The organism is Burkholderia stagnalis (genome assembly GCF_039848545.1).
Taxonomy (GTDB): Bacteria; Pseudomonadota; Gammaproteobacteria; order Burkholderiales; family Burkholderiaceae; genus Burkholderia; species Burkholderia stagnalis.
The window spans coordinates 732,776-751,733 of record NZ_CP156687.1; the positions used below are offsets into that span (position 1 = coordinate 732,776).

Here is an 18,958-nt window from a genome sequence, read left to right on the forward strand (position 1 = left end):
GGCTAGAGTCCGCCTCAATGACGCACCCGTCCGGCGGTGCGCACCACCGGAAGGCCAACCATGTCTTTTCTCACGCTTACGGATCTGACGAAATCGTTCGGCAACCTGATCGCCGTCGCCGACGTCAATTTGTCAGTCGAAAAGGGCGAGTTCGTGTCGCTGCTCGGGCCGTCGGGCTGCGGCAAGACCACGACGCTGCAGATGATCGCCGGCTTCGTCGACGTCACGCGCGGCCGCATCGCACTCGACGGGCGGGACATCACGCGGACGAAACCGAACCGCCGCGGGCTCGGCATCGTGTTCCAGAGCTATGCGCTGTTCCCGCACATGAGCGTCGCGGAAAACGTCGGCTTCGGCCTCGACATGCGCGGCGTCGACAAGGCCGAACGCGCGGAGCGCATTCGCGCGGCGCTGTCGCTCGTGCGCCTCGACGCGCTCGCGCACCGCTTTCCGCGCGAGCTGTCCGGCGGGCAGCGGCAGCGCGTCGCGATCGCGCGCGCGGTCGTGATCGAACCGCCGGTGCTGCTGCTCGACGAACCGATGTCGAACCTCGACGCGAAGCTGCGCGAGGACATGCAGTTCGAATTGCGCGCGATCCAGCGCAAGATCGGCACGACGACGATCATGGTCACGCACGACCAGTCGGAAGCGCTGTCGATCAGCGATCGCGTCGTCGTGATGGAAGCGGGCCGCATCACGCAGATCGACACGCCGTATCACGCATACGAGCGCCCGGAGAACCATTTCGTGTCGCAGTTCATCGGCAAGGCGAACCTGCTGCCCGGCACGGTCGTCGCGCATGACGGCGACGCGATCCGCATCGACCTCGGCCACGATCTCGCCGAAACCGGCCGCACCGCGCACCTGCCGCCGCGCGAACGCGACGTGCGAATCGGCGAGCGCGTGTCGCTGTGCATCCGCCCGGAGAAGCTGCGCCTGTGCGCGCCCGGCGCCGGCCGCCTCGCCGCAACCGTCACGAGCCGCTTCTTCCTCGGCAGCCAGTGGCTGTACCGCGTCGACAGCGCGCTCGGCGAAGTGCTCGTGTGCTGCCAGAACGAAGGCGCGGAGCCGCTCGCGGAAGGCGCGCCGGTCGGCGTCGACTGGCACAGCGACGCGGTGCGCGTGATGCGCGTGGAGGCCTGAATGTCTCAATCCCCCCGCTCGCTCCCGCCTGAAGGCATCGCGCCCGCGCTCGCCGCACCGCGCGCCGCGTCGCGCCCGTCGCTGCGCGCGACGTGGTCCGCGCATGCGCCGATGTGGCTGTTGTGCGCGCCCGCGTTCGCGCTGTTCGCCGCGCTCGTGCTCGTGCCGCTCGCGATGACGCTGGTGCTCACCTTCTACCGCTTCGATCCCGCCACCGGCCCGATCGCGGCGTTCCAGTTCGGCAACTATGTCGACGTGATCGGTTCGTCGTACTTCCACACGATCTTCGCGCGCACGTTCGGCATCGCCGCGCTGACCACCGTGATCTGCGTCGCGATCGGCACGCCGGAAGCCTACGTGCTCGCGCGGATGCGCGACCCGTGGCGCTCGCTGTTCCTGCTCGCGATCCTCGCGCCGCTGCTCGTGTCGATCGTCGTCCGCGCGTTCGGCTGGAGCATGCTGCTGAACACGAACGGCCTCGTGAACCAGGCGCTCGGCCTGGCCGGCCTCGGGCCCTACAAGCTCGAATACACGACCTTCGCGATCGTGATCGCGCTCGTGCACGTGATGCTGCCGTTCATGGTGATTCCGGTCTGGACCGCATTGCAGCGCCTCGATCCACAGACGGAGCACGCCGCGCTGTCGCTCGGCGCGTCGCCCGCGACGACGCTGCGCCGCATCGTGCTGCCGCAGCTCGTGCCCGGCATCCTGTCGGGCAGCCTGATGGTGTTCGGGCTCTCGGCAAGTGCGTTCGCGATTCCGGGCCTGCTCGGCGGGCGCCGGCTGAAGGTCGCCGCGACCACCGTCTACGACGAATTCCTCGGCTCGCTGAACTGGCCGCTCGGCGCGACGATCGCGGTGCTGCTGCTGGTCGCGAATCTCGTCGTGATGCTCACCTACTACCGCGTGCTCGAACGCCGCTACGCACGCAGCCTCGGAGGCGCATCCCGATGAGAAAGAACGGCCCCTTCGCCCTCGCGTTCCACACGCTCGTGATCGCGTTCGTGCTCGCGCCGCTCGCGATCGTCGTGCTCGTCGCGTTCACGCCCGACGAAACGCTGACGCTGCCCACGCGCGGCCTGTCGCTGCGCTGGTTCCGCGCGATCCTCGACTATCCGGACTTCGTCACCGCGTTCCTCAACAGCGTGAAGCTCGCGTTCGCGTCGGCGACGCTGTCGCTCGCGATCGCGCTGCCCGCCGGCCTCGCGATCGGCCGCGCGACGTTTCCCGGCCGCGCGTTCGTAAACGGCCTGCTGCTGTCGCCGCTGATGATCCCCGGGCTCGTGCTCGGCATCGCGCTGCTGCGCTTCTTCGCGATGATCGGCGCAACGGGCTCGTTCGCGTGGCTCGTGCTCGCGCACATGATCGTCGTCACGCCGTTCGTGATGCGGCTCGTGCTCGCGTCCGTCGCCGGGCTCGACCGGAGCATCGAGCAGGCCGCGTCATCGCTCGGCGCGGCCCCGTGGACGACGTTCCGCCGCATCACGCTGCCGATGATCCTGCCCGGCATCACGGGCGGCTGGCTGCTCGCGTTCATCAACAGCTTCGACGAACTGACGATGTCGGTCTTCATCACGTCGCCGCAGACGGTCACGCTGCCGGTGCGGATGTACATGTACGCGACCGAATCGATCGACCCGATGATGGCGTCGGTATCCGCGCTCGTCATTTTCATCACCGCCGCCGCGATGCTGCTGCTCGATCGCGTGTACGGCCTCAACCGCATCCTGATCGGTCAACACTGATGGCGATTTCCGCTGCTGTTTCCGCTTCCCCTTCTCGCTCATCCGCCGCGGACGACGGCCCGGCCGGCGGCGCCCAGTTCGTGCGCGTGGCCGAGCGCGAGCGCGCGCCGGTCAACTTCACGCTCGACGGCCGCCCCGCGCAGGCGCTCGCCGGCGACACCGTGCTCACCGCGATCCTCGTCGCGCAGCGATGCGTGCGTATCAGCGAATTCAGCGGCCTGCCGCGCGCGGGTTTCTGCCTGATCGGCGCGTGCCAGGACTGCTGGGTGCGCACGGAAGCGGGCGCGCGGCTGCGCGCATGCTCGACGCCGATCGCGGCGGGCATGCGCATCGTCACCGGCGCGGTGGCCGCATCGGACGAAGGCGCGCGATGACCCGGCCCCTGCAACCGGTGATCGTCGGCGCGGGCCCGGCCGGCGTGCGCGCGGCTGAGGCGCTCGTCGACGCGGGGCTGCGGCCGGTCGTGATCGACGAGAACGCGCGCTGGGGCGGCCAGATCTACCGGCAGCCGCCCGCCGATCGTGCCTTTGCGCGCTCGAAGTCGACGCTCTACGGCTTCGAAGCCGGCAAGGCGGATGCGCTGCATCGGACCATGGCCGCGCTGCTGCCGCAGCTCGACTATCGCCCGGACACGCTCGCGTGGGCATGCGGCGCCGGCCGGCTCGACACGCTGCAGGACGGCCGCGAAGTCGCAGTGCCGTTCTCGCATCTGATCGTCGCGAGCGGCGCGACCGATCGCCTGCTGCCGGTGCCCGGCTGGACGCTCGCGGGCGTGTACTCGCTCGGCGGCGCACAGGTCGCGCTGAAGGCGCAGGGCTGCGCGATCGGGCAACGCGTGGTATTCGCGGGCACGGGCCCGCTGCTCTATCTGGTCGCGTATCAGTATGCGAAGGCCGGCGCGCGGGTCGTCGCGGTGCTCGACACGAGCCCGTGGCGACAGCAGGCGGCGGCCGTGCCGCAGCTGCTGCGCGCCCCATCGACCTTCGCGAAGGGGCTCTATTACGTCGGCTGGCTGCGTGCCCACGGCATTGCGGTCGAAACCGGCGTCACGCTCGAACGCGTGCTTGGCGACCGGCATGTGACCGGGCTTGCATGGCGCGGCGCGGGCGATCGCGCGAGGTCGCGCCTGATCGATTGCGACGCGCTCGGCCTCGGCTTCGGCCTGCGTTCCGAAACGCAGCTCGCCGATCTCGCGGGCTGCCGGTTCCGCTTCGATCCGCTCAATCGCGCGTGGCTGCCCGAGCGCGATGCGGCCGGCCGCACGTCGGTGGATGGGCTCTACGTCGCGGGCGACGGCGCGGGTATCGCGGGCGCCGATGCGGCCGAAGCGTCGGGCCGGCGTGCGGCGCTCGCGTTGCTCGAGGATGCCGGCATCGCCGCGCCCCCGCCCGGCGGGAAGCCCGACGCGCGCGCCCTCGAACGCACGCTCGCGCGCGTCGGCGCGTTCCGCGCCGGCCTCGAAGCCGCATTCGCGCTGCCCGCGCTCGACGCGATGCACTGCCCGGACGACACGATCGTGTGCCGCTGCGAGGAAGTCGACGCCGGCGCCTTGCGCCGCTGCATCCGCGGCGGGCAAGCGCACGAGATCAACCGGCTGAAGGCATTGACGCGCGTCGGCATGGGCCGCTGCCAGGGCCGCATGTGCGGCGACGCGGCGGCGCGCGTGCTCGCCGCGGAAACCGGCAGACCGCTCGCCGACGTCGGCCGGCTGCGCGCGCAGCCGCCCGTCAAACCGTTCCCGATCGCCGCCACGCTCGCCGGCGACGACGTCGCGGCCATTCCCGACGAGGCGCGCGATGAATGACCGTACGCATTACGACGTCGCGATCGTCGGCGGCGGCCTGGTCGGCGCGTCGGCGGCGCTGGCGCTGGCGAAGCGCGGCCTGTCGGTCGGCCTGTTCGAGCGTCGCGACTGCGGCGCGCAGGCGAGCGGCGTGAACTACGGCGGCGTGCGCTGCCAGGGGCGCCCCGCCGAGCAGCTGCCGCTCGCGCTGCGCGCACGGCGCATCTGGGATCGCCTGCCCGAGCTGATCGGCATCGACGGCGAGTTCGTGCTGTCGGGCCACCTGCGGCTCGCGCGCAGCGACGCCGATCTCGACGCGCTCGACGCGTATGCCGTGCTCGCCGGCGAACACGGCCTGCCGCTGCAGATGATCACGGGCGACGCGTTTCGCCGCCGCTACCCCTGGCTCGGCCGCGCGGCGCGCGGCGGCTCGCTGTGCGCGACCGACGGCCATGCGAATCCGCGCCTCGTGTCGCCGGCATTTGCGCGCGCGGCCCGCGCGGCGGGCGCGGACGTGTTCGAGCACACGCCGGTCGACGACGTGCATCACGACGGCGTGCACTTCCGGCTGCGCGCCGCAGGCCGCGAAACCCGCGCGACCTGGCTGATCAACGCGGCGGGCGCGTGGGCGAACACGATCGCCGACCGTTTCGACGAAGCGGTGCCGATGCAGCCGATCTACCCGAACATGTGGGTGACCGAGCCGCTGCCGCCGTTCATCGTGCACAACCTCGGCGTCTATGGCGGCGGGGTCTATGCACGGCAGGTCGCGCGCGGCAACTGCGTGATCGGCGGCGGGCGCGGGCACGGCGACGGCGAGTTCGGCCAGCCGTCCGTCGACACCACGCGCGCGGTGATGCGCGACGCGTGCGCGCTGCTGCCCGCGCTGCGCGATGCGCTCGTGATCCGCACCTGGAGCGGCGTCGAAGGCTGCACGCCCGATCACAACCCGATCATCGGCGCGAGCCGTACGACACCGCGCCTCCTGCATGCCTTCGGCTTCTCCGGCGGGGGCTTCCTGCTCGCGCCGGGCGTCGGCGACGTGCTCGCCGATCTCGTCACGGCCGGCGAGACCATCACCCCGCTCGACGCGTTCGCGGTCGACCGCTTCGCGTCGCAGGCTGCCCCGTCTGACCAACACCCTCACGAGGAGACTCAAAGATGAAACTGTTCGGAACGATCGCGGCGGCGGCCGCACTGTGCTTCGCGGGCGCATGTTCCCCCGCATTCGCGCAAACGAAGACGATCTACGTCGGCATGAACGGCGGCCCGATGGAAAAGGCCTACACGAGCCAGGTGCTGCCCGATTTCGAGAAGGCGAACAACGTGAAGGTGGTGATCGTGCCCGGCACGTCGTCGGACGTGCTCGCGAAGCTGCTTGCGAATCGCAACAAGCCGCAAATCCACGTCGCGCTGCTCGACGACGGCGTGATGACGCGCGCGGCCAGCCTCGGCGTATGCCAGAAGCTCGACGATTCGCCGGTGCTGAAGGAGTTGTACCCGTTCGCGCGGATGAAGGACGACATCGGCGCGGGCGTGCAGCTCGGCATGACGGGCATCGCCTACAACAAGAAGCTGTTCGCGGAGAAAGGCTGGGCGCCGCCGACGTCGTGGATGGATTTCGCGGATCCGAAATACAAGGGCAAGGTGGTGTTCCAGTCCGCGTCGAGCAGCACGTTCGGGCTGCACGGCTTCCTCGCGATCAACCGCCTGCTCGGCGGCAACGAGCAGAACGTCGAGCCGGCCTTCGGCAAGTGGGCAAGCACGGTCGGGCCGAACGTCATCGAATACATCCCCAACTCGGCGAAGATCTCCGAGATGGTGCAGACAGGCGAAGCCGGGCTGTTCCCGCTGACGCCGACCGCGGTGGGCGACCTGCAGGACAAGGGCATTCCGGTCGCCTATGCGAATCCGAAGGAAGGGCCGGTGCTGTTGCTCGTCGACCTGTGCGTCGTCGCCAACAACCCCGATCCGCAGCTCGCGCAGAAGCTCGCGCAGTTCCTGCTGTCGGCGCCCGCGCAAACCAAGGCCGCCGAGGCCGGCAAGCAGATTCCGACCAACCGGCTGGCGACCATGCCGGCATCGATGCAGCGCAGCCTCGGCAACGTCGACGAACTCGTGCGCAAGGCGACGGTCGTCGACTGGACCGCGATCAATGCGCGCCGCGCGCAGTGGGATGCGCGCTGGAACCGGCAGGTCGAGCGGTAACGGGATCGGCCCGTGCGCGCGCGGCATGCCTCCCCGCGCGGGCCCGTGCCTGCAACGACGTCTTCCATGCTGAGAATTTCTTCAGGATCACGACATTTATTTCTCGTCACGCGCGGAAATTTCAACGTCTAACCTAGTCCCGCCTGACCCGGTAGCCGTTCGCACACATGCATGCCGATGCGAGCGTGCCCCGGCAGGCGGAGATCCTGATCCGCTTACGACGAGACATCCCATGAAGAGAAAACTGATTCTGTCCGCTGCCGCCCTGGCCGCGGCCCATCACGCGCATGCGCAAAGCACGGTGACGCTCTACGGCGTCATCGACGATGCGATCCAGTACACGCATAACGTCGCCGGCAAGAGCACGAAGCTCGGCCTCGCCTCGGGCGTGATGTCCGGCAGCCGCTGGGGCCTGCTCGGCTCCGAGGATCTGGGCGGCGGCCTCAAGGCCGTGTTCCGCCTCGAGAACGGCTTCAACGTGAACACCGGCGGGCTCAACCAGGGCGGCCGCGAGTTCGGCCGCCAGGCTTACGTCGGCATCGGGTCGGCCCGCTGGGGCACGATCACGCTCGGCCGCCAGTACGACGCGCTGCGCGATCTCGTGCAGCCCATGCAGGGCGACAACTATCTCCAGTACTTCACGTCGCCGGGCGACGTCGACGACGCCGACAACAGCGTGCGCTTCAACAACACGGTGAAGTGGGCAAGCCCGGTGTGGTCGGGCCTGCAGGCCGTCGCGACCTATTCGTTCGGCGGCGTCGCGGGCTCGGTGGGCTCGGGGCAATCGTACAGCGGCGCGCTCGCGTACAACGCGGGGCCGTTCGGCGCGGCAGCCGGCTACATGCACATCGACAACGGCAATGCCTCGCTGTCGACGCGCGGCACGTCGAGCGCCGACAGCATCTTCGCGACGTCGGTCAACAAGGCCTATGCGTCCGCGCGCGCGATCAACATCCTGCGCGCCGGCGCGAAGTACGCGGTCGGCCCCGTCACGCTCGGCGGCTATTACAGCTTCTCCGAATACGTCGCCGACGCCAGCTCGTCGTTCCGCGGCAGCGAGCGCTACAACAACGGGTCGGTCTATGCGCTGTGGCAGGTGTCGGTGCCGCTCGTCGTCGAGGTCGGCTACAACTACCTGAAGTCGAACGGCCATTCGTCGGCGACCTATCAGCAGGTGAGCGCCGCCGTCGACTACGCGCTCAGCAAGCGCACCGATCTCTACGCGTCCGTCGGCTACGGCCACGCGTCGGGCTCGAACGGAGCCGGCAACGCGCAGGCAGTGATCGGGTCGTCGGGCATCGATTCGGGCAAGCGTACGCAGGAACTCGCGCTCGTCGGCATCCGGCATCGGTTCTGAACCCCGGCGGGGCGGGAACGCCCCGCCGCCGCACCGCGTCACGCAATATGCGCGTCGATCCACGACATGAACGCCGTCACGAGCGGCGTGTCGGCAAGCTCCTGGCGCGTCACCGCGTAGTACGCATACCGCGCCGGCACGGTCGTGTCGAAGGGGCGCACGAGCGTGCCGTCGAGCAGGTCGTCGCGCACCGACAGGCTGTCCCCGAGCGCAACGCCCTGGCCCCGCGCGGCGGCCTCGAGGCCGATGTGCGCATTGCCGATCTCGAGGACGCGGATGCCCGGCAGCTGGTCGGCTTTCGCCTCCGCGAGCCACCGCATCCACGAGCCCGAATGTTCGCAGAACAGCGCGCGCCCGGCCAGGTCCTGCACCTTGCGGATCGCGTCGGGCCCGTTCATCAGCGCCGGACTCACGACCGGAAAGAGCGTCGGGTGCATGAGCAGCGTGACGCGCCGGTTGCGCCAGTTGCCCTCCCCGTAGCGCACGCACACGTCGACGTCCGGCGAATAGACCTCGCGATCGTCGTTCGACGGGATTACCTTCAGATGAATGCCCGGATACCGTTCGAGAAAATCGCCGATGTGACGCGCGAGCCAGCGCGACGTGAGCGACAGCGGCGTCGATACGACGAGATCGCCCACGGCGGCCGGCGAATCGAGCTGCACGGTCGCGTTCGCGATCATGTCGAATGCGCGGCCGACCGGCTCGAGCAGCGCCCCGCCTTCAGGCGTGAGCTTCACGCGCGGCTTCGAGCGGATGAACAGCACGACGCCGAGCGTGCTTTCGAGAATGCGGATCTGGTGACTGACCGCGCTGGCGGTCACATGCAGCTCGTCGGCGGCGGCCGACACGCTGCCGAGCCGGGCGGCGGCCTCGAACGCGCGAAGGGGGTTCAGCGGGGGCAGGCGGTTGCGCATCGGCGTCCTTCACGTGCTGAGAAAAATTTCATTTAAACGGATTCAATTTCTCGCTACAACAAAAAAAATTGAATGCCTACAGTAGGTGCAATTCAACGGACTCGAGGTCAACCGCAATGAGCCTTACCGAACCGATCGAACGCCTGTGGGGCGGCCGTTTCCAGTCGCAGCCGTCCGACGCGCTGCAGGCGCTGTCGCGCTCCGATCCCAGCTTTTTCCGCCTCGCGCCGTACGACCTCGCCGGCTCGCGGGCGCATGCACGCGAACTGAATCGCTCCGGCATCCTGAACGACGACGAGCTCGCGAAGCTGCTCGCCGCGGTGGACGGCATCGAACGCGATTTCGCGGCGGGCGCGATCGTGCCGTCGCTGGCCGACGAGGATGTCCACACGTTCCTCGAACGCGTGCTCACGCAGCGGCTGCCGGCAATTGGCGGCAAGCTGCGCGCCGGACGCTCGCGCAACGACCAGGCCGCGAACGATCTTCGCCTGTATCTGCGCGACAAGTCGCGCCAGCTCGTGCGCGGCGTGCTCGACCTGCAGGACGCGCTCGTGGCCCAGGCCGGCCAGCACGTCGACACGGTTACCGCCGGCTTCACGCATCTGCAGCCGGCGCAGCCGATCGTGTTCGGGCACCAGCTGCTCGCGCATGCGCAGGCGCTGTATCGCGACGTCGACCGCCTGGTCGACTGGGATCGCCGCACCGCCCGCTCGCCGCTCGGCGCGGCCGCCCTCGCCGGCTCGGCCATCTGCGTGCGGCCGGAGCTGTCCGCGCGGGAACTCGGCTACGACGCGCCGTGCGAGAACTCGATCGACGCCGTCGCCGCGCGCGATCACGTCGCGGAATTCGCGTTCGTGACGAGCATGCTCTCGGTGAACCTGTCCCGCCTGTCGGAAGAAGTGATCCTGTGGACGTCGCGGCAATTCCGCTGGGTGGAACTCGACGACGGCTATGCGACGGGCAGTTCGATCATGCCGCAGAAGAAGAACCCGGACATCGCGGAGCTGACGCGCGGCAAGGCCGGCCGGCTGATCGGCAACCTGAGCGGCCTGCTCGCGACGCTGAAATCGCTGCCGCTCGCGTACAACCGCGATCTGGCGGAGGACAAGATCGCCGCGTTCGATTCGATCGACACGCTCGAACTCGTGCTGCCGGCGATGGCGGGGATGATCCGGACGATGCGCGTGAACGTCGACGAAATGCGCCGCCAGGCGCCGCTCGGCTTCACGCTCGCGACGGAGGTCGCGGACTGGCTCGCGCTGACGGGCGTGCCGTTCAGCGAGGCGCACGAAATCACCGGCGCGCTGGTGCGCGCGTGCGAGCGCGACGGCATCGAGCTGGCCGACGCGAGCGCCGAACAACTGCAGGCGATCGATGCGCGTCTCGCACCGGCGATGCGCGAGCGACTGACACTCGACGCCGCCGTCGCGGCGCGCGGCGGCGCGGGCGGCACATCGCCCGCGCGCGTGCGCGAACAGATCGACCGCCTGCGCGGCGCGATCGAACGCCAGGCCGCGTGGGCGGCCGACTACCGGGGGCCGTCATGCTGAGCGCATCCGATACCCGCCGTGTCGACGGCGCACCGGCGGCCGGCGCCGACACGGCCGGCCTCGCCGGTCTCGAGCGCGTGAAGCGGCGCTACTGGGGCCGCTATGCGGCCTCGGCCGCGATCGTCGCCGCGCTGGCCTACGTGGCCGCCGCGTTCGCGCACGGCCAGATCGAATGGCGCGTCGTCGGCCAGTTCCTGACCGCGCGCTCGATCCTGACCGGCCTCGGCAACACGATCGTGATGACGATCCTCGCGATGACGCTCGGCATCACGCTCGGCGTCGTCACCGCGGTGATGCGGCTGTCGACGAACCCCGTGCTGGGCGCGGTCGCGCAGGGCTACATCTGGCTGTTCCGCGGCACGCCGGTGATCCTGCAGCTCCTGCTGTGGTTCAACCTCGCGCTGGTGTTTCCGACGCTCGGCATTCCGGGCATCGCCGAATACCGGACCGTCGACGTGATGACCCCGTTCCTCGCGGCCGTGCTCGGGCTCGGCCTCAACCAGGGCGCGTATACGTCGGAGGTCGTGCGCGCCGGGCTGCTGTCCGTCGACACCGGCCAGTACGAAGCCGCGAAGTCGATCGGCATGGCGCGCATGCAGGCGTTGCGGCGGATCATCCTGCCGCAGGCGATGCGCGTGATCGTGCCGCCGATCGGCAACGAGCTGATCGGCATGGTCAAGCTGACGTCGCTCGCGAGCGTCGTGCAGTACGCCGAAATGCTGCACAACGCGCAGAACATCTACTACGCGAACGCCCGCGTGATCGAGCTGCTGATCGTCGCGGGGGTCTGGTATCTCGTCGTCGTCACGGTGCTGTCGCTCGCGCAGGCGCGCGTCGAACGGCGCTTCGCACGCGGCGCGGGACGGGGAGCGCGCAAATGAACGGCACGACCGTCAACCATCGGGAGAACGCGATGACGAACGCAGTGGTTCGCGCCGTCGACGTGCGCAAGTCGTACGGTGAATTCCAGGCGCTGCACGGCATCACGCTCGATGTCGCGCAGGGCGAAGTGCTCTGCATCATCGGGCCGTCGGGATCGGGCAAGAGCACGTTCCTGCGCTGCATCAACCAGCTCGAGACGATCAGCGCGGGCGCGCTGTGGGTAAACGGCGAACTGGCCGGCTACCGGCGCGCCGGCAACCGGCTCCACGAGCTGTCCGAGCGGCAGGTCGCGCGGCAGCGGCTGTCGACGAGCATGGTGTTCCAGCGCTTCAACCTGTTCCCGCACAAGACCGTGCTCGAAAACGTGATCGAAGGCCCCGTGCAGGTGCTCAAGCGCCGCCGCGCGCAAGCGGAGGAGGAAGCGCGCGCGCTGCTTGCGCGCGTCGGGCTCGGGCACAAGTGCGACGCGTTTCCGGTCGAGCTGTCGGGCGGCCAGCAGCAGCGCGTCGCAATCGCGCGGGCGCTGGCGATGCATCCGCAGCTGATCCTGTTCGACGAGCCGACGTCCGCGCTCGATCCGGAACTCGTCGGCGAAGTGCTGGCGGTGATGCGCGATCTCGCGAAGAGCGGGATGACGATGATCGTCGTCACGCACGAGCTGGGCTTCGCGCGCGAAGTGGCCGACCGCGTCGTGTTCATGGACGGCGGCCGCGTCATCGAGAGCGGGCCGCCCGAGCAGGTGCTGTCCGCGCCGACGCATCCGCGCACGCGCGACTTCATCTCGGCCGTGATTGCTTGAGCGGGCGACACGCCCGAACGATTTCTCCGTCAACGAAACACGCTCACAACGACAAGGCAACGCCCCATGAAAGCATCCATCCTGACCCGCACCCTGGCCGCCGTCGCGTTCGGCGCCGTCGCCCTGCATGCGTCGCTCGCGGCCGCGCAATCCGCGCCGGCCGCCGCGAAGCGCACGCTGAACGTGGCGATCGTGCCGAACTATCCGCCGTTCGAGTACAAGGATCCGGCGACCGACAAGCTCGCCGGCTTCGACGTCGATCTCGGCGAGGCGCTCGCTGCAAAGATGGGCGTGAAGCTGAACTGGGTCGAGACGAACTTCGACCAGATGATGAGCGCGGTCGCGACGCAGCGCGTCGACATGATCCTGTCCGGCATGACCGACCTGCCGGCGCGCCGCGACGCGGTGACGTTCGTCGACTACATCGAGACCGGCCCGCAGTTCTACACGCTGAAGGCGCGCGCCGGCGAGTTCGCGCAGATGAGCGCGCTGTGCGGCAAGCGGGTCGGGTCGAGCCGGCGCACGTCGTTCCCCGACAACACGGCCGCGTGGAGCGCGGAGAACTGCGTAAAGGCCGGCAAGCCCGCGATCGTCGTGGTGGGCACCGACGGCTCGTCGGACGCGCGGATGCAGCTGCGCCAGAACCGGATCGACGCGGCCGTGCAGGGCGGGGAAACGCTGCCCTACCAGAACAGCATCGAGCAGAACGCGTACCAGCCGGTCGGCAAGCCGTTCCTGTCGCAATACACGGGCATCGGCATCGCGAAGTCCAACACCGCGCTCGCGAACGCGCTGACGACGGCGCTCAACCAGCTGATCGCGGACGGTTCGTATCAGAAGCTGCTGGCGAAGTGGGACCTGCGGGAACACGCGGTGCCGAAGGCGCTGGTCAACGGCACGCACTGAGCGCGCGATGACGCCGCGCCCTCCCCGCTGGCCGGACGCGCAGCGCGCGTGCGTCGCGCTCGCGTTCGATCTCGACGGCCCGACCGGCGACGCGATGCTGAACGGGTCGATCTGGCGCAATCCGGCGTACTTCACGCTCGGCAGCTACGGGCCGTGGCGCGCGCTGGGGAGGCTGCTCGACATGCTCGCGTCGTTCGACGTGCCCGCCACGTTCTTCGTGCCCGCGTGGGTCGCGCAGACGTGGCCCGCGCAATGCGCGGCGATAGTCGAGCGCGGCCATGAGATCGGCTACCACGGCTACCGGCACGAAGCGTTCTGGACGCTTTCGCCGGAGCGGCAGCGGGACATCATGGCGCAATCGGCCGACCTCTTCGCGCGCACGCTCGGCGTGCGGCCCGTCGGCTTCCGCACGCCGTCCGGCGACTGGAGCGCGGAGACTGCGGCCGTGCTGCGCGAAGCGGGCGTGCGCTATTCGAGCTCGATGCGCGGCGACGACCGGCCGTACCTGCTGCCCGGCCGCGACGGCGAGCCGCCGCTCGTCGAGATTCCCGGGCGCTGGGAGACCGACGATTACGCGTCACTCGCGTATCACCGCAACCCCGATTATCCGGCGGGGCTCGACCGGATCGCCGGCTACGGCGCGACGCTCGACAACTGGACGCGCGAATTCGACGGCGTGTACCGCGACGGCCTGTGCCTGACGACGCTGCTGCATCCGAAGGTGTGCGGCAAGCCGGGGCGCATCGCGCTGCTGGAGGCGTGGCTCGGCCACATGCGCGCGCGGGACGGCGTATGGTTCGCGCGCTGCCGCGACGTGGCCGACTGGTGGCTCGCGCAGTACGCGCGCGACGCGGAACCGATGCAACGGAACGAGACGTGACGACATCTCCAATCTGGCCGGGCGGCGCGCGATGCGCGGTCGCGATCACGGTCGACTTCAACGACATCCACGGCATCCAGACGCGCGAGCCGCGCATCGCCGGCCGCGAGAAATCGCTGTCGGCGTGGCGCTACGGCGCGACGCGCGGCGTCGACCGGCTGCTCGCGGCGTTCGACGAGTTCGCCGTGCCGGCGAGCTGGTTCGTGCCCGGCGCGGTCGCGCAATCGCATGCCGGCGCGGTGCGCGAGATCGCGGCGGCCGGCCACGAACTGGGCGTGAGCGGCGATCGCTGCGAGGATTTCGACGCGCTGCCGCTCGCCGCGCAGATCGATGCGTGCCGCGCGGGACGCGCGGCGCTCGCGGGCGCGATCGGCCGCGATGCGGAAGGCTTCCGCTCGTTCACCGGCAACTGGGCCGACGGCTTCGCGGACTGGCTCGTCGCGGAAGGCTTCACATGGTCGTCGTCGTGGCGCGGCGACGATCTGCCTTACGTGCATCCGCGCGGCGACGCTCGCGCGGACGGCGCGCGCCTCGTCGAACTGCCGCTGCATTACGAACTCGAGGACGAACCGTATTTCGAGTTCAACCTGTTTCCGCCGGTGCCGGCCGGCCAGCCGCGCATCGCGTCGTATCGCGACGTGCTCGACAACTGGCGGCGCGACGTCGACGGGTTCCGGCGTTTCGGTCTTTGCTGCGTGATGCGGCTGCATCCGGAGATCATCGGCACGGCCGGGCGCATCGACCTGCTGCGTGCGCTGCTCGCGCATCTGCGCGACGCGGGCGACGCGTGGTTCGCGACGGGGCGCGACATCGCGCGCTGGTGGCGCGGGCATGCGCCGGTCAATGCGCCCGGCCATCCGGTCGACGTGTTCGCGCGCTGCCGCGCCGACGAGGCGGCACGATGACGGCGCGCACCGAAACGCGCGCGGCGCGCCTCGCCGCCTTCGTCGCGCAGACGCCGGCCGACGCACTGCCGGCGGACGTCGTCGCGAAAGCCAAGCGGCACGTGCTCGATACGTTCGGCGCGGCGCTCGCGGGCGCATCGGCGATCGAGACGCGCCTCGCGCGCGAGCTGGCCGGCCCGGCCGATCAACCGGGCGCGTTGCTGTGGGGGACGCGCAGCACCGCCGGCGCGCGCGACGCCGCCTTCGTCAACGGCATTGCGGCGCACGCACTTGAGCTCGACGATTCGGGCGGCTGCGACCATTCGGGCGCAGTCGTGCTGCCGGCCGTACTCGCCGCGCTCGCGTGCGTGCCGGAGCCGGTGCACGGCCTCGAATGCCTGACCGCGATCGTGCTCGGTTATGACGTCGGCCGGCGCGTGCTCGAGGCGGCGGGCGGCTACTCGGCGCACAACGGCACGGGCTGGCATTCGACGCTCAGCTGCGGCGTGTTCGGCGCGGCCGCCGCCAGCGCGCGCGTGCTCGGACTCGACGCGGCGCGCACCCGCGACGCGCTCGGCCATGCGGCGAGCTTCGCGGGCGGGCTATGGGGATTCATTCACGACGGCTCGCAGACGAAGCGCCTGCATGCGGGGCGCGCGGCGGAAGGCGGCGTGCTCGCGGCGCTGCTCGCGCGCGCGGGCGTGAGCGGCCCGGCACACGTGTTCGACGACGTGTGGGGCGGGTTCCTCAACACGTTCGCTGCGCGGTCGCTCGCCCCCGACGCGCTGACGGACGGCCTCGGCGCGCACTGGAAGCTGATGCGCTGCTCGATCAAGCCGCATGCGTCGTGCCGCAGCGCGCATGCGGCCGTCGACGCCGCGCTGCTGCTCGCGGACGGCCGCACCTTCGAGGCCGGCGAGATCGAACGGATCGTCGTGCGCGCGAGCGGCTTCGTCGCGCGGATGTGCGGCGGACGCGACCTGTCGACGCTGTCGTCCGCGCAGATGAGCCTGCCGTACGCGGTCGCGGCGGCGTTCGTGTTCGGCGACACGGGGCTCGACGCGTATCGCGCCGAGCGGCGTGCGGACCCGCGCATCGCGGCGATGCTCGCGCGCATTGCGGTCGACGTCGATCCGGCGCTCGGCGATCTCGACGAACCGACGGTGACGCTGCATCGCAAGGATGCCGAACCCGTCTCGCGTCACGTACCGATTGCGCTCGGTGATCCAAACAATCCGCTGTCGGACGACGCGCTGCTCGCGAAGTATCGGGCGCTGGCCGCGGGCGCGCTCGACACCGCAGGCGTCGACGCGCTGCGCGACGCGTGCCTGTCGCTCGAACGGCTGCCCGATGCGCGTGCGCTGCAGGCGCTGCTTGCGGGCGACGCGCACGGCCGGGAGGCGGTGCGCTGACGGCTGGCGGCCGGAGATTCGCGTCGGATCGACGGAACGCGTGCGGCGTCCCGTCCGTCACGCGGGACCGCAGGCCGCCCTACGCCGCGCCCGCCTCGCGCGCCAAGCGCGCTTCGTAAGTCTTCAGATGGTTGTACGCGACACGCAGCAGCGAGATCCCGCCGTTCGCCGGCTGCGTATCGCCGCCGCGCGCGAGCAGATCGCCGATCACATGGTCCGCCTCGACGCGCGCGCCCTGCTCGACGTCGCGCAGCATCGACGCGGTCAGGCCGGACGGCGTGAACAGCATCTTCCGCGCGCGGGCGTCGAATTCGCCGCTCGGCGCGTAGCCGTTGTGCCGGGCGATCGCCACGCATTCGCCCAGCAGGGTGTCGAGCAGCAGCTTGCCGTCCGGCGCGGCCAGGATGTCGCCCACCGAGCCGCGAAACAGCGACGTGCCGGCCGCGAGCGTCGCCAGAAACACCCACTTCTCCCACATGCGCGCGATGATCGCGTCGCTCGGCGTGACGTCGAAGCCCGCGTCGCCGAGCACGCCGGCAACCGCCTCCGTGCGGGCGGACACGCCGCCGCCCAGCTCGCCGAATGATACGCCGTGCGTGTCGTTCAGGTGCACGACGTGCTGCTGCGCATCGAGCGTCGCCGCGATCACGCACAAGCCGCCCAGCACGCGGGACGGCCCGAACTTCGCCTGCAGCACGTCCAGATGCCTCATCCCGTTGAGCACCGGCAGAATCAGCGTGGCCGGGCCGACGAACGGTGCGATGGCGGCGATCGCGTCATCGAGGCTGTACGCCTTGCAACTCAGGAAAACCAGATCGAACGGCGTGGCCGGGTCGTTCGCGCTGACGGTATTCACGTCGGTCAGCGTCAGGTCGCCGCGCGGGCTGCGAATGACCAGACCGTCGCGGTCGAGCGTCCGCGCGCGCGAATCGCGCACCAGAAACGTCACATCGCGCCCCGCCGCCGCGAGGCGGCCGCCGAAATAGCCGCCTGTCGCGCCTGCACCAAGTATCAGAATTCGCATAGTCGCCTCGTCCTCTCCATATCGCCATCGCATCGACGACGCCGATGTCGCGATGCATGTGAGCGAAAAGGTAGCGCAAATCGGGACGACGTGCCGGGCGGCGCGCAGGCTGTGCGCGGCGCAAGTCAGGGAATCGGCCGGGCGGGGGGCCGCGAACGAGCGCGGTATCTGACGACTACGTGTTGTCCAGATCGTTCTTTTCCAGAAACTCGGACCTGAAATCCTGCGGCGGCGTGGTGCCGACCTTCCCGTCGCTGGCCCATTCGAACACGTAGTCCTCTTTCAACTCGCCGCCAAGAGGAAGACTGCGGCGCTTTACCGCTACCGCTCGCACTTTGTCGACCAGTTCCTGTTCTTCCTTGAGCAACAGGTCGCGTGCCTCGCGATAGGCGCGGCTTTCGTTCGGATACCATAGTTCACTCATGTTCGTGCCTTCCGGAAAGCCGATGGCCGAGACTCAGAAATCCTTTCGCATCTGGTGAAGCAACTCACCACCCGATTGGCGCGTGTTCACCGCGTTGATGATGTCGGTCAGGAACCAAGGCAAGGTCAGCTGCGTGTCGGGATCGCTCACGCACACACGGATCGAGGGCGGGCGACGCGCGCCCGCGGCGGACGGCGGGACGCAATTTCGTGCTTCCGTCGCCATCGGCGGGACGGTGTCCTGGCTTGCGCAGAAGGCCGTCGGCGAGCAGGCGGCGGCAAGCACGGTGAGTACAGCGATCGAGCCCAGGCGCTTCATTCAGGTCTCCGGTGATAGCCGTTCGACACGACGGCCGATCCCGAGTTCGGTGAAGTACGCCGCACCGCGCATTCCTCAGAGGAACGGCGCAATATTCTCCATTGCGCGCGTCACGTAGGCATTCTTCTCACCCACCGGCGCGACATAGTGAATCGCGTCGCGCGCCGCATCGACGCCCGCGAGACGCGCAATCACCCACGCCGCGAGATACGGCGACGACAGGCATCCTCCCGCGGTCGCCACGTTGTGCCGCGCCACGAACGGCTGGTCGAGCACCGGCACGCCGGCCTCTTCGACCCAGGGCTTCGTGGTCAGGTCCGTGCATGCCGGCACATCGCCGAGCAAACCCAAGCGGGCAAGCACCAGCGTGCCCGAACATTGCGCGCCCAGCAGCTGGCGCGCCGGGTCGAGCGTGAGCCGCGACATCAATCCGGCATCGGCGACGATATCGCGGGTTCGCACCCCGCTGCCGACGAGCACGGCGTCCGCCGCACAGGCCTCCTCCAGCGACGCCTGCGCCTCCAGCACCACGCCGTTCATCGACCGCACGCGCGGCGCGGGGCTTGCGATCGACACGCGCCAGCCGGGTTTTCCGACCCTGTTGAGGATGTTGAACGCGATCAGCGAATCGAGTTCGTTGAAACCTTCGAATGTCAGGATGGCGATGTGCATGGCGGCCTCGTGCAGGCGGTGAAGTTGTATTGCGCCATGCTATGGCCGACAATC

The 18,958-nt window shown here is 69.6% G+C and carries 20 protein-coding genes; 15 read left to right on the forward strand and 5 right to left on the reverse strand.

The genetic code is table 11. The features are described from left to right. Positions 1-60 precede the first annotated feature (60 nt). The 8 genes from ABFO07_RS34005 (at position 61) to ABFO07_RS34040 (ending at position 8,236) form a co-directional block, all read left to right on the forward strand. Entirely contained in the window at positions 61-1,143 is a 1,083-nt protein-coding gene (locus ABFO07_RS34005) for an ABC transporter ATP-binding protein (RefSeq protein WP_059809942.1), read from the forward strand. Beyond that, entirely contained in the window at positions 1,144-2,097 is a 954-nt protein-coding gene (locus ABFO07_RS34010) for an ABC transporter permease (protein ID WP_059809940.1), read from the forward strand. It abuts the gene before it with no gap. Beyond that, positions 2,094-2,888 (forward strand): ABC transporter permease, encoded by a 795-nt coding sequence (locus tag ABFO07_RS34015; RefSeq protein WP_059809937.1) that lies wholly within the window; start codon positions 2,094-2,096, stop codon positions 2,886-2,888. Before ABFO07_RS34010 ends, ABFO07_RS34015 begins: the two co-directional genes overlap by 4 nt. Next, positions 2,888-3,262 carry a (2Fe-2S)-binding protein gene (locus tag ABFO07_RS34020; RefSeq protein ID WP_059959580.1) on the forward strand — a complete coding sequence of 125 codons (375 nt, stop codon included), beginning with the start codon at positions 2,888-2,890 and terminating at the stop codon, positions 3,260-3,262. Before ABFO07_RS34015 ends, ABFO07_RS34020 begins: the two co-directional genes overlap by 1 nt. Then, positions 3,259-4,692: an NAD(P)/FAD-dependent oxidoreductase gene (locus tag ABFO07_RS34025; RefSeq protein WP_347469799.1), complete on the forward strand. Its 1,434-nt coding sequence runs from the start codon at positions 3,259-3,261 to the stop codon at positions 4,690-4,692. Before ABFO07_RS34020 ends, ABFO07_RS34025 begins: the two co-directional genes overlap by 4 nt. Further along, positions 4,685-5,836: an NAD(P)/FAD-dependent oxidoreductase gene (locus ABFO07_RS34030; protein WP_060015383.1), complete on the forward strand. Its 1,152-nt coding sequence runs from the start codon at positions 4,685-4,687 to the stop codon at positions 5,834-5,836. The genes ABFO07_RS34025 and ABFO07_RS34030 overlap by 8 nt, the downstream gene beginning before the upstream one ends. Then, positions 5,833-6,879, forward strand: coding sequence for an ABC transporter substrate-binding protein (locus ABFO07_RS34035; protein ID WP_059881374.1), 1,047 nt, complete (start codon positions 5,833-5,835; stop codon positions 6,877-6,879). Before ABFO07_RS34030 ends, ABFO07_RS34035 begins: the two co-directional genes overlap by 4 nt. A gap of 232 nt (positions 6,880-7,111) precedes the next feature. Continuing rightward, a complete protein-coding gene (locus ABFO07_RS34040; protein ID WP_059809924.1) occupies positions 7,112-8,236 on the forward strand; it encodes a porin in 1,125 nt (374 codons plus the stop codon). Positions 8,237-8,274: 38 nt separating this feature from the next. On the opposite strand, the gene ABFO07_RS34045 is transcribed toward ABFO07_RS34040, so the two are convergent. Next, a complete protein-coding gene (locus ABFO07_RS34045; protein ID WP_059809922.1) occupies positions 8,275-9,153 on the reverse strand; it encodes a LysR substrate-binding domain-containing protein in 879 nt (292 codons plus the stop codon). A gap of 116 nt (positions 9,154-9,269) precedes the next feature. On the opposite strand from ABFO07_RS34045, the gene argH reads away from it, so the two are divergent. The 7 genes from argH to ABFO07_RS34080 all read left to right on the forward strand — a co-directional run bounded on the left by argH (position 9,270) and on the right by ABFO07_RS34080 (position 16,466). Next, a complete protein-coding gene (argH, locus tag ABFO07_RS34050) occupies positions 9,270-10,703 on the forward strand; it encodes an argininosuccinate lyase (RefSeq protein ID WP_347469800.1) in 1,434 nt (477 codons plus the stop codon). Continuing rightward, entirely contained in the window at positions 10,697-11,584 is an 888-nt protein-coding gene (locus ABFO07_RS34055) for an amino acid ABC transporter permease (RefSeq protein ID WP_347469801.1), read from the forward strand. The genes argH and ABFO07_RS34055 overlap by 7 nt, the downstream gene beginning before the upstream one ends. Then, positions 11,581-12,384 carry an amino acid ABC transporter ATP-binding protein gene (locus tag ABFO07_RS34060; protein WP_059809915.1) on the forward strand — a complete coding sequence of 268 codons (804 nt, stop codon included), beginning with the start codon at positions 11,581-11,583 and terminating at the stop codon, positions 12,382-12,384. The genes ABFO07_RS34055 and ABFO07_RS34060 overlap by 4 nt, the downstream gene beginning before the upstream one ends. Before the next feature lie 66 nt (positions 12,385-12,450). Continuing rightward, positions 12,451-13,290 (forward strand): ABC transporter substrate-binding protein, encoded by an 840-nt coding sequence (locus ABFO07_RS34065; RefSeq protein ID WP_059923716.1) that lies wholly within the window; start codon positions 12,451-12,453, stop codon positions 13,288-13,290. A 7-nt stretch (positions 13,291-13,297) separates the two neighbouring features. Next, a complete protein-coding gene (locus ABFO07_RS34070) occupies positions 13,298-14,170 on the forward strand; it encodes a polysaccharide deacetylase family protein (protein ID WP_059993519.1) in 873 nt (290 codons plus the stop codon). Further along, entirely contained in the window at positions 14,167-15,075 is a 909-nt protein-coding gene (locus tag ABFO07_RS34075) for a polysaccharide deacetylase family protein (protein ID WP_060015372.1), read from the forward strand. The genes ABFO07_RS34070 and ABFO07_RS34075 overlap by 4 nt, the downstream gene beginning before the upstream one ends. After that, positions 15,072-16,466, forward strand: a complete 1,395-nt coding sequence (locus tag ABFO07_RS34080; protein ID WP_347469802.1) for an MmgE/PrpD family protein — start codon at positions 15,072-15,074, stop codon at positions 16,464-16,466. The genes ABFO07_RS34075 and ABFO07_RS34080 overlap by 4 nt, the downstream gene beginning before the upstream one ends. A gap of 79 nt (positions 16,467-16,545) precedes the next feature. On the opposite strand, the gene panE is transcribed toward ABFO07_RS34080, so the two are convergent. The 4 genes from panE to ABFO07_RS34100 all read right to left on the reverse strand — a co-directional run bounded on the left by panE (position 16,546) and on the right by ABFO07_RS34100 (position 18,904). Further along, a complete protein-coding gene (gene panE, locus ABFO07_RS34085; protein ID WP_059881368.1) occupies positions 16,546-17,490 on the reverse strand; it encodes a 2-dehydropantoate 2-reductase in 945 nt (314 codons plus the stop codon). A 175-nt stretch (positions 17,491-17,665) separates the two neighbouring features. Continuing rightward, the gene (locus tag ABFO07_RS34090) at positions 17,666-17,914 is read right to left on the reverse strand and encodes a DUF899 family protein (protein WP_430733095.1); all 249 of its coding nucleotides are present in this window, start codon (positions 17,912-17,914) and stop codon (positions 17,666-17,668) included. A gap of 33 nt (positions 17,915-17,947) precedes the next feature. Continuing rightward, positions 17,948-18,232, reverse strand: a complete 285-nt coding sequence (locus ABFO07_RS34095) for a hypothetical protein (RefSeq protein ID WP_347469803.1) — start codon at positions 18,230-18,232, stop codon at positions 17,948-17,950. Positions 18,233-18,307: 75 nt separating this feature from the next. Then, positions 18,308-18,904, reverse strand: coding sequence for a DJ-1/PfpI family protein (locus tag ABFO07_RS34100; protein WP_059907327.1), 597 nt, complete (start codon positions 18,902-18,904; stop codon positions 18,308-18,310). Between the last annotated feature and the right edge of the window lie 54 nt (positions 18,905-18,958).

Excerpts from the sequence above, each read along its gene's own strand:
- ABFO07_RS34005 (WP_059809942.1), top strand. The coding sequence starts at position 61 with ATGTCTTTTCTCACGCTTACGGATCTGACGAAATCGTTCGGCAACCTG.
- ABFO07_RS34010 (WP_059809940.1), top strand. The coding sequence starts at position 1,144 with ATGTCTCAATCCCCCCGCTCGCTCCCGCCTGAAGGCATCGCGCCCGCG.
- ABFO07_RS34015 (WP_059809937.1), top strand. The coding sequence starts at position 2,094 with ATGAGAAAGAACGGCCCCTTCGCCCTCGCGTTCCACACGCTCGTGATC.
- ABFO07_RS34020 (WP_059959580.1), top strand. The coding sequence starts at position 2,888 with ATGGCGATTTCCGCTGCTGTTTCCGCTTCCCCTTCTCGCTCATCCGCC.
- ABFO07_RS34025 (WP_347469799.1), top strand. The coding sequence starts at position 3,259 with ATGACCCGGCCCCTGCAACCGGTGATCGTCGGCGCGGGCCCGGCCGGC.
- ABFO07_RS34030 (WP_060015383.1), top strand. The coding sequence starts at position 4,685 with ATGAATGACCGTACGCATTACGACGTCGCGATCGTCGGCGGCGGCCTG.
- ABFO07_RS34035 (WP_059881374.1), top strand. The coding sequence starts at position 5,833 with ATGAAACTGTTCGGAACGATCGCGGCGGCGGCCGCACTGTGCTTCGCG.
- ABFO07_RS34040 (WP_059809924.1), top strand. The coding sequence starts at position 7,112 with ATGAAGAGAAAACTGATTCTGTCCGCTGCCGCCCTGGCCGCGGCCCAT.
- ABFO07_RS34045 (WP_059809922.1), bottom strand. The coding sequence starts at position 9,153 with ATGCGCAACCGCCTGCCCCCGCTGAACCCCCTTCGCGCGTTCGAGGCC.
- argH (WP_347469800.1), top strand. The coding sequence starts at position 9,270 with ATGAGCCTTACCGAACCGATCGAACGCCTGTGGGGCGGCCGTTTCCAG.
- ABFO07_RS34055 (WP_347469801.1), top strand. The coding sequence starts at position 10,697 with ATGCTGAGCGCATCCGATACCCGCCGTGTCGACGGCGCACCGGCGGCC.
- ABFO07_RS34060 (WP_059809915.1), top strand. The coding sequence starts at position 11,581 with ATGAACGGCACGACCGTCAACCATCGGGAGAACGCGATGACGAACGCA.
- ABFO07_RS34065 (WP_059923716.1), top strand. The coding sequence starts at position 12,451 with ATGAAAGCATCCATCCTGACCCGCACCCTGGCCGCCGTCGCGTTCGGC.
- ABFO07_RS34070 (WP_059993519.1), top strand. The coding sequence starts at position 13,298 with ATGACGCCGCGCCCTCCCCGCTGGCCGGACGCGCAGCGCGCGTGCGTC.
- ABFO07_RS34080 (WP_347469802.1), top strand. The coding sequence starts at position 15,072 with ATGACGGCGCGCACCGAAACGCGCGCGGCGCGCCTCGCCGCCTTCGTC.
- panE (WP_059881368.1), bottom strand. The coding sequence starts at position 17,490 with ATGCGAATTCTGATACTTGGTGCAGGCGCGACAGGCGGCTATTTCGGC.
- ABFO07_RS34090 (WP_430733095.1), bottom strand. The coding sequence starts at position 17,914 with ATGAGTGAACTATGGTATCCGAACGAAAGCCGCGCCTATCGCGAGGCA.
- ABFO07_RS34095 (WP_347469803.1), bottom strand. The coding sequence starts at position 18,232 with ATGAAGCGCCTGGGCTCGATCGCTGTACTCACCGTGCTTGCCGCCGCC.
- ABFO07_RS34100 (WP_059907327.1), bottom strand. The coding sequence starts at position 18,904 with ATGCACATCGCCATCCTGACATTCGAAGGTTTCAACGAACTCGATTCG.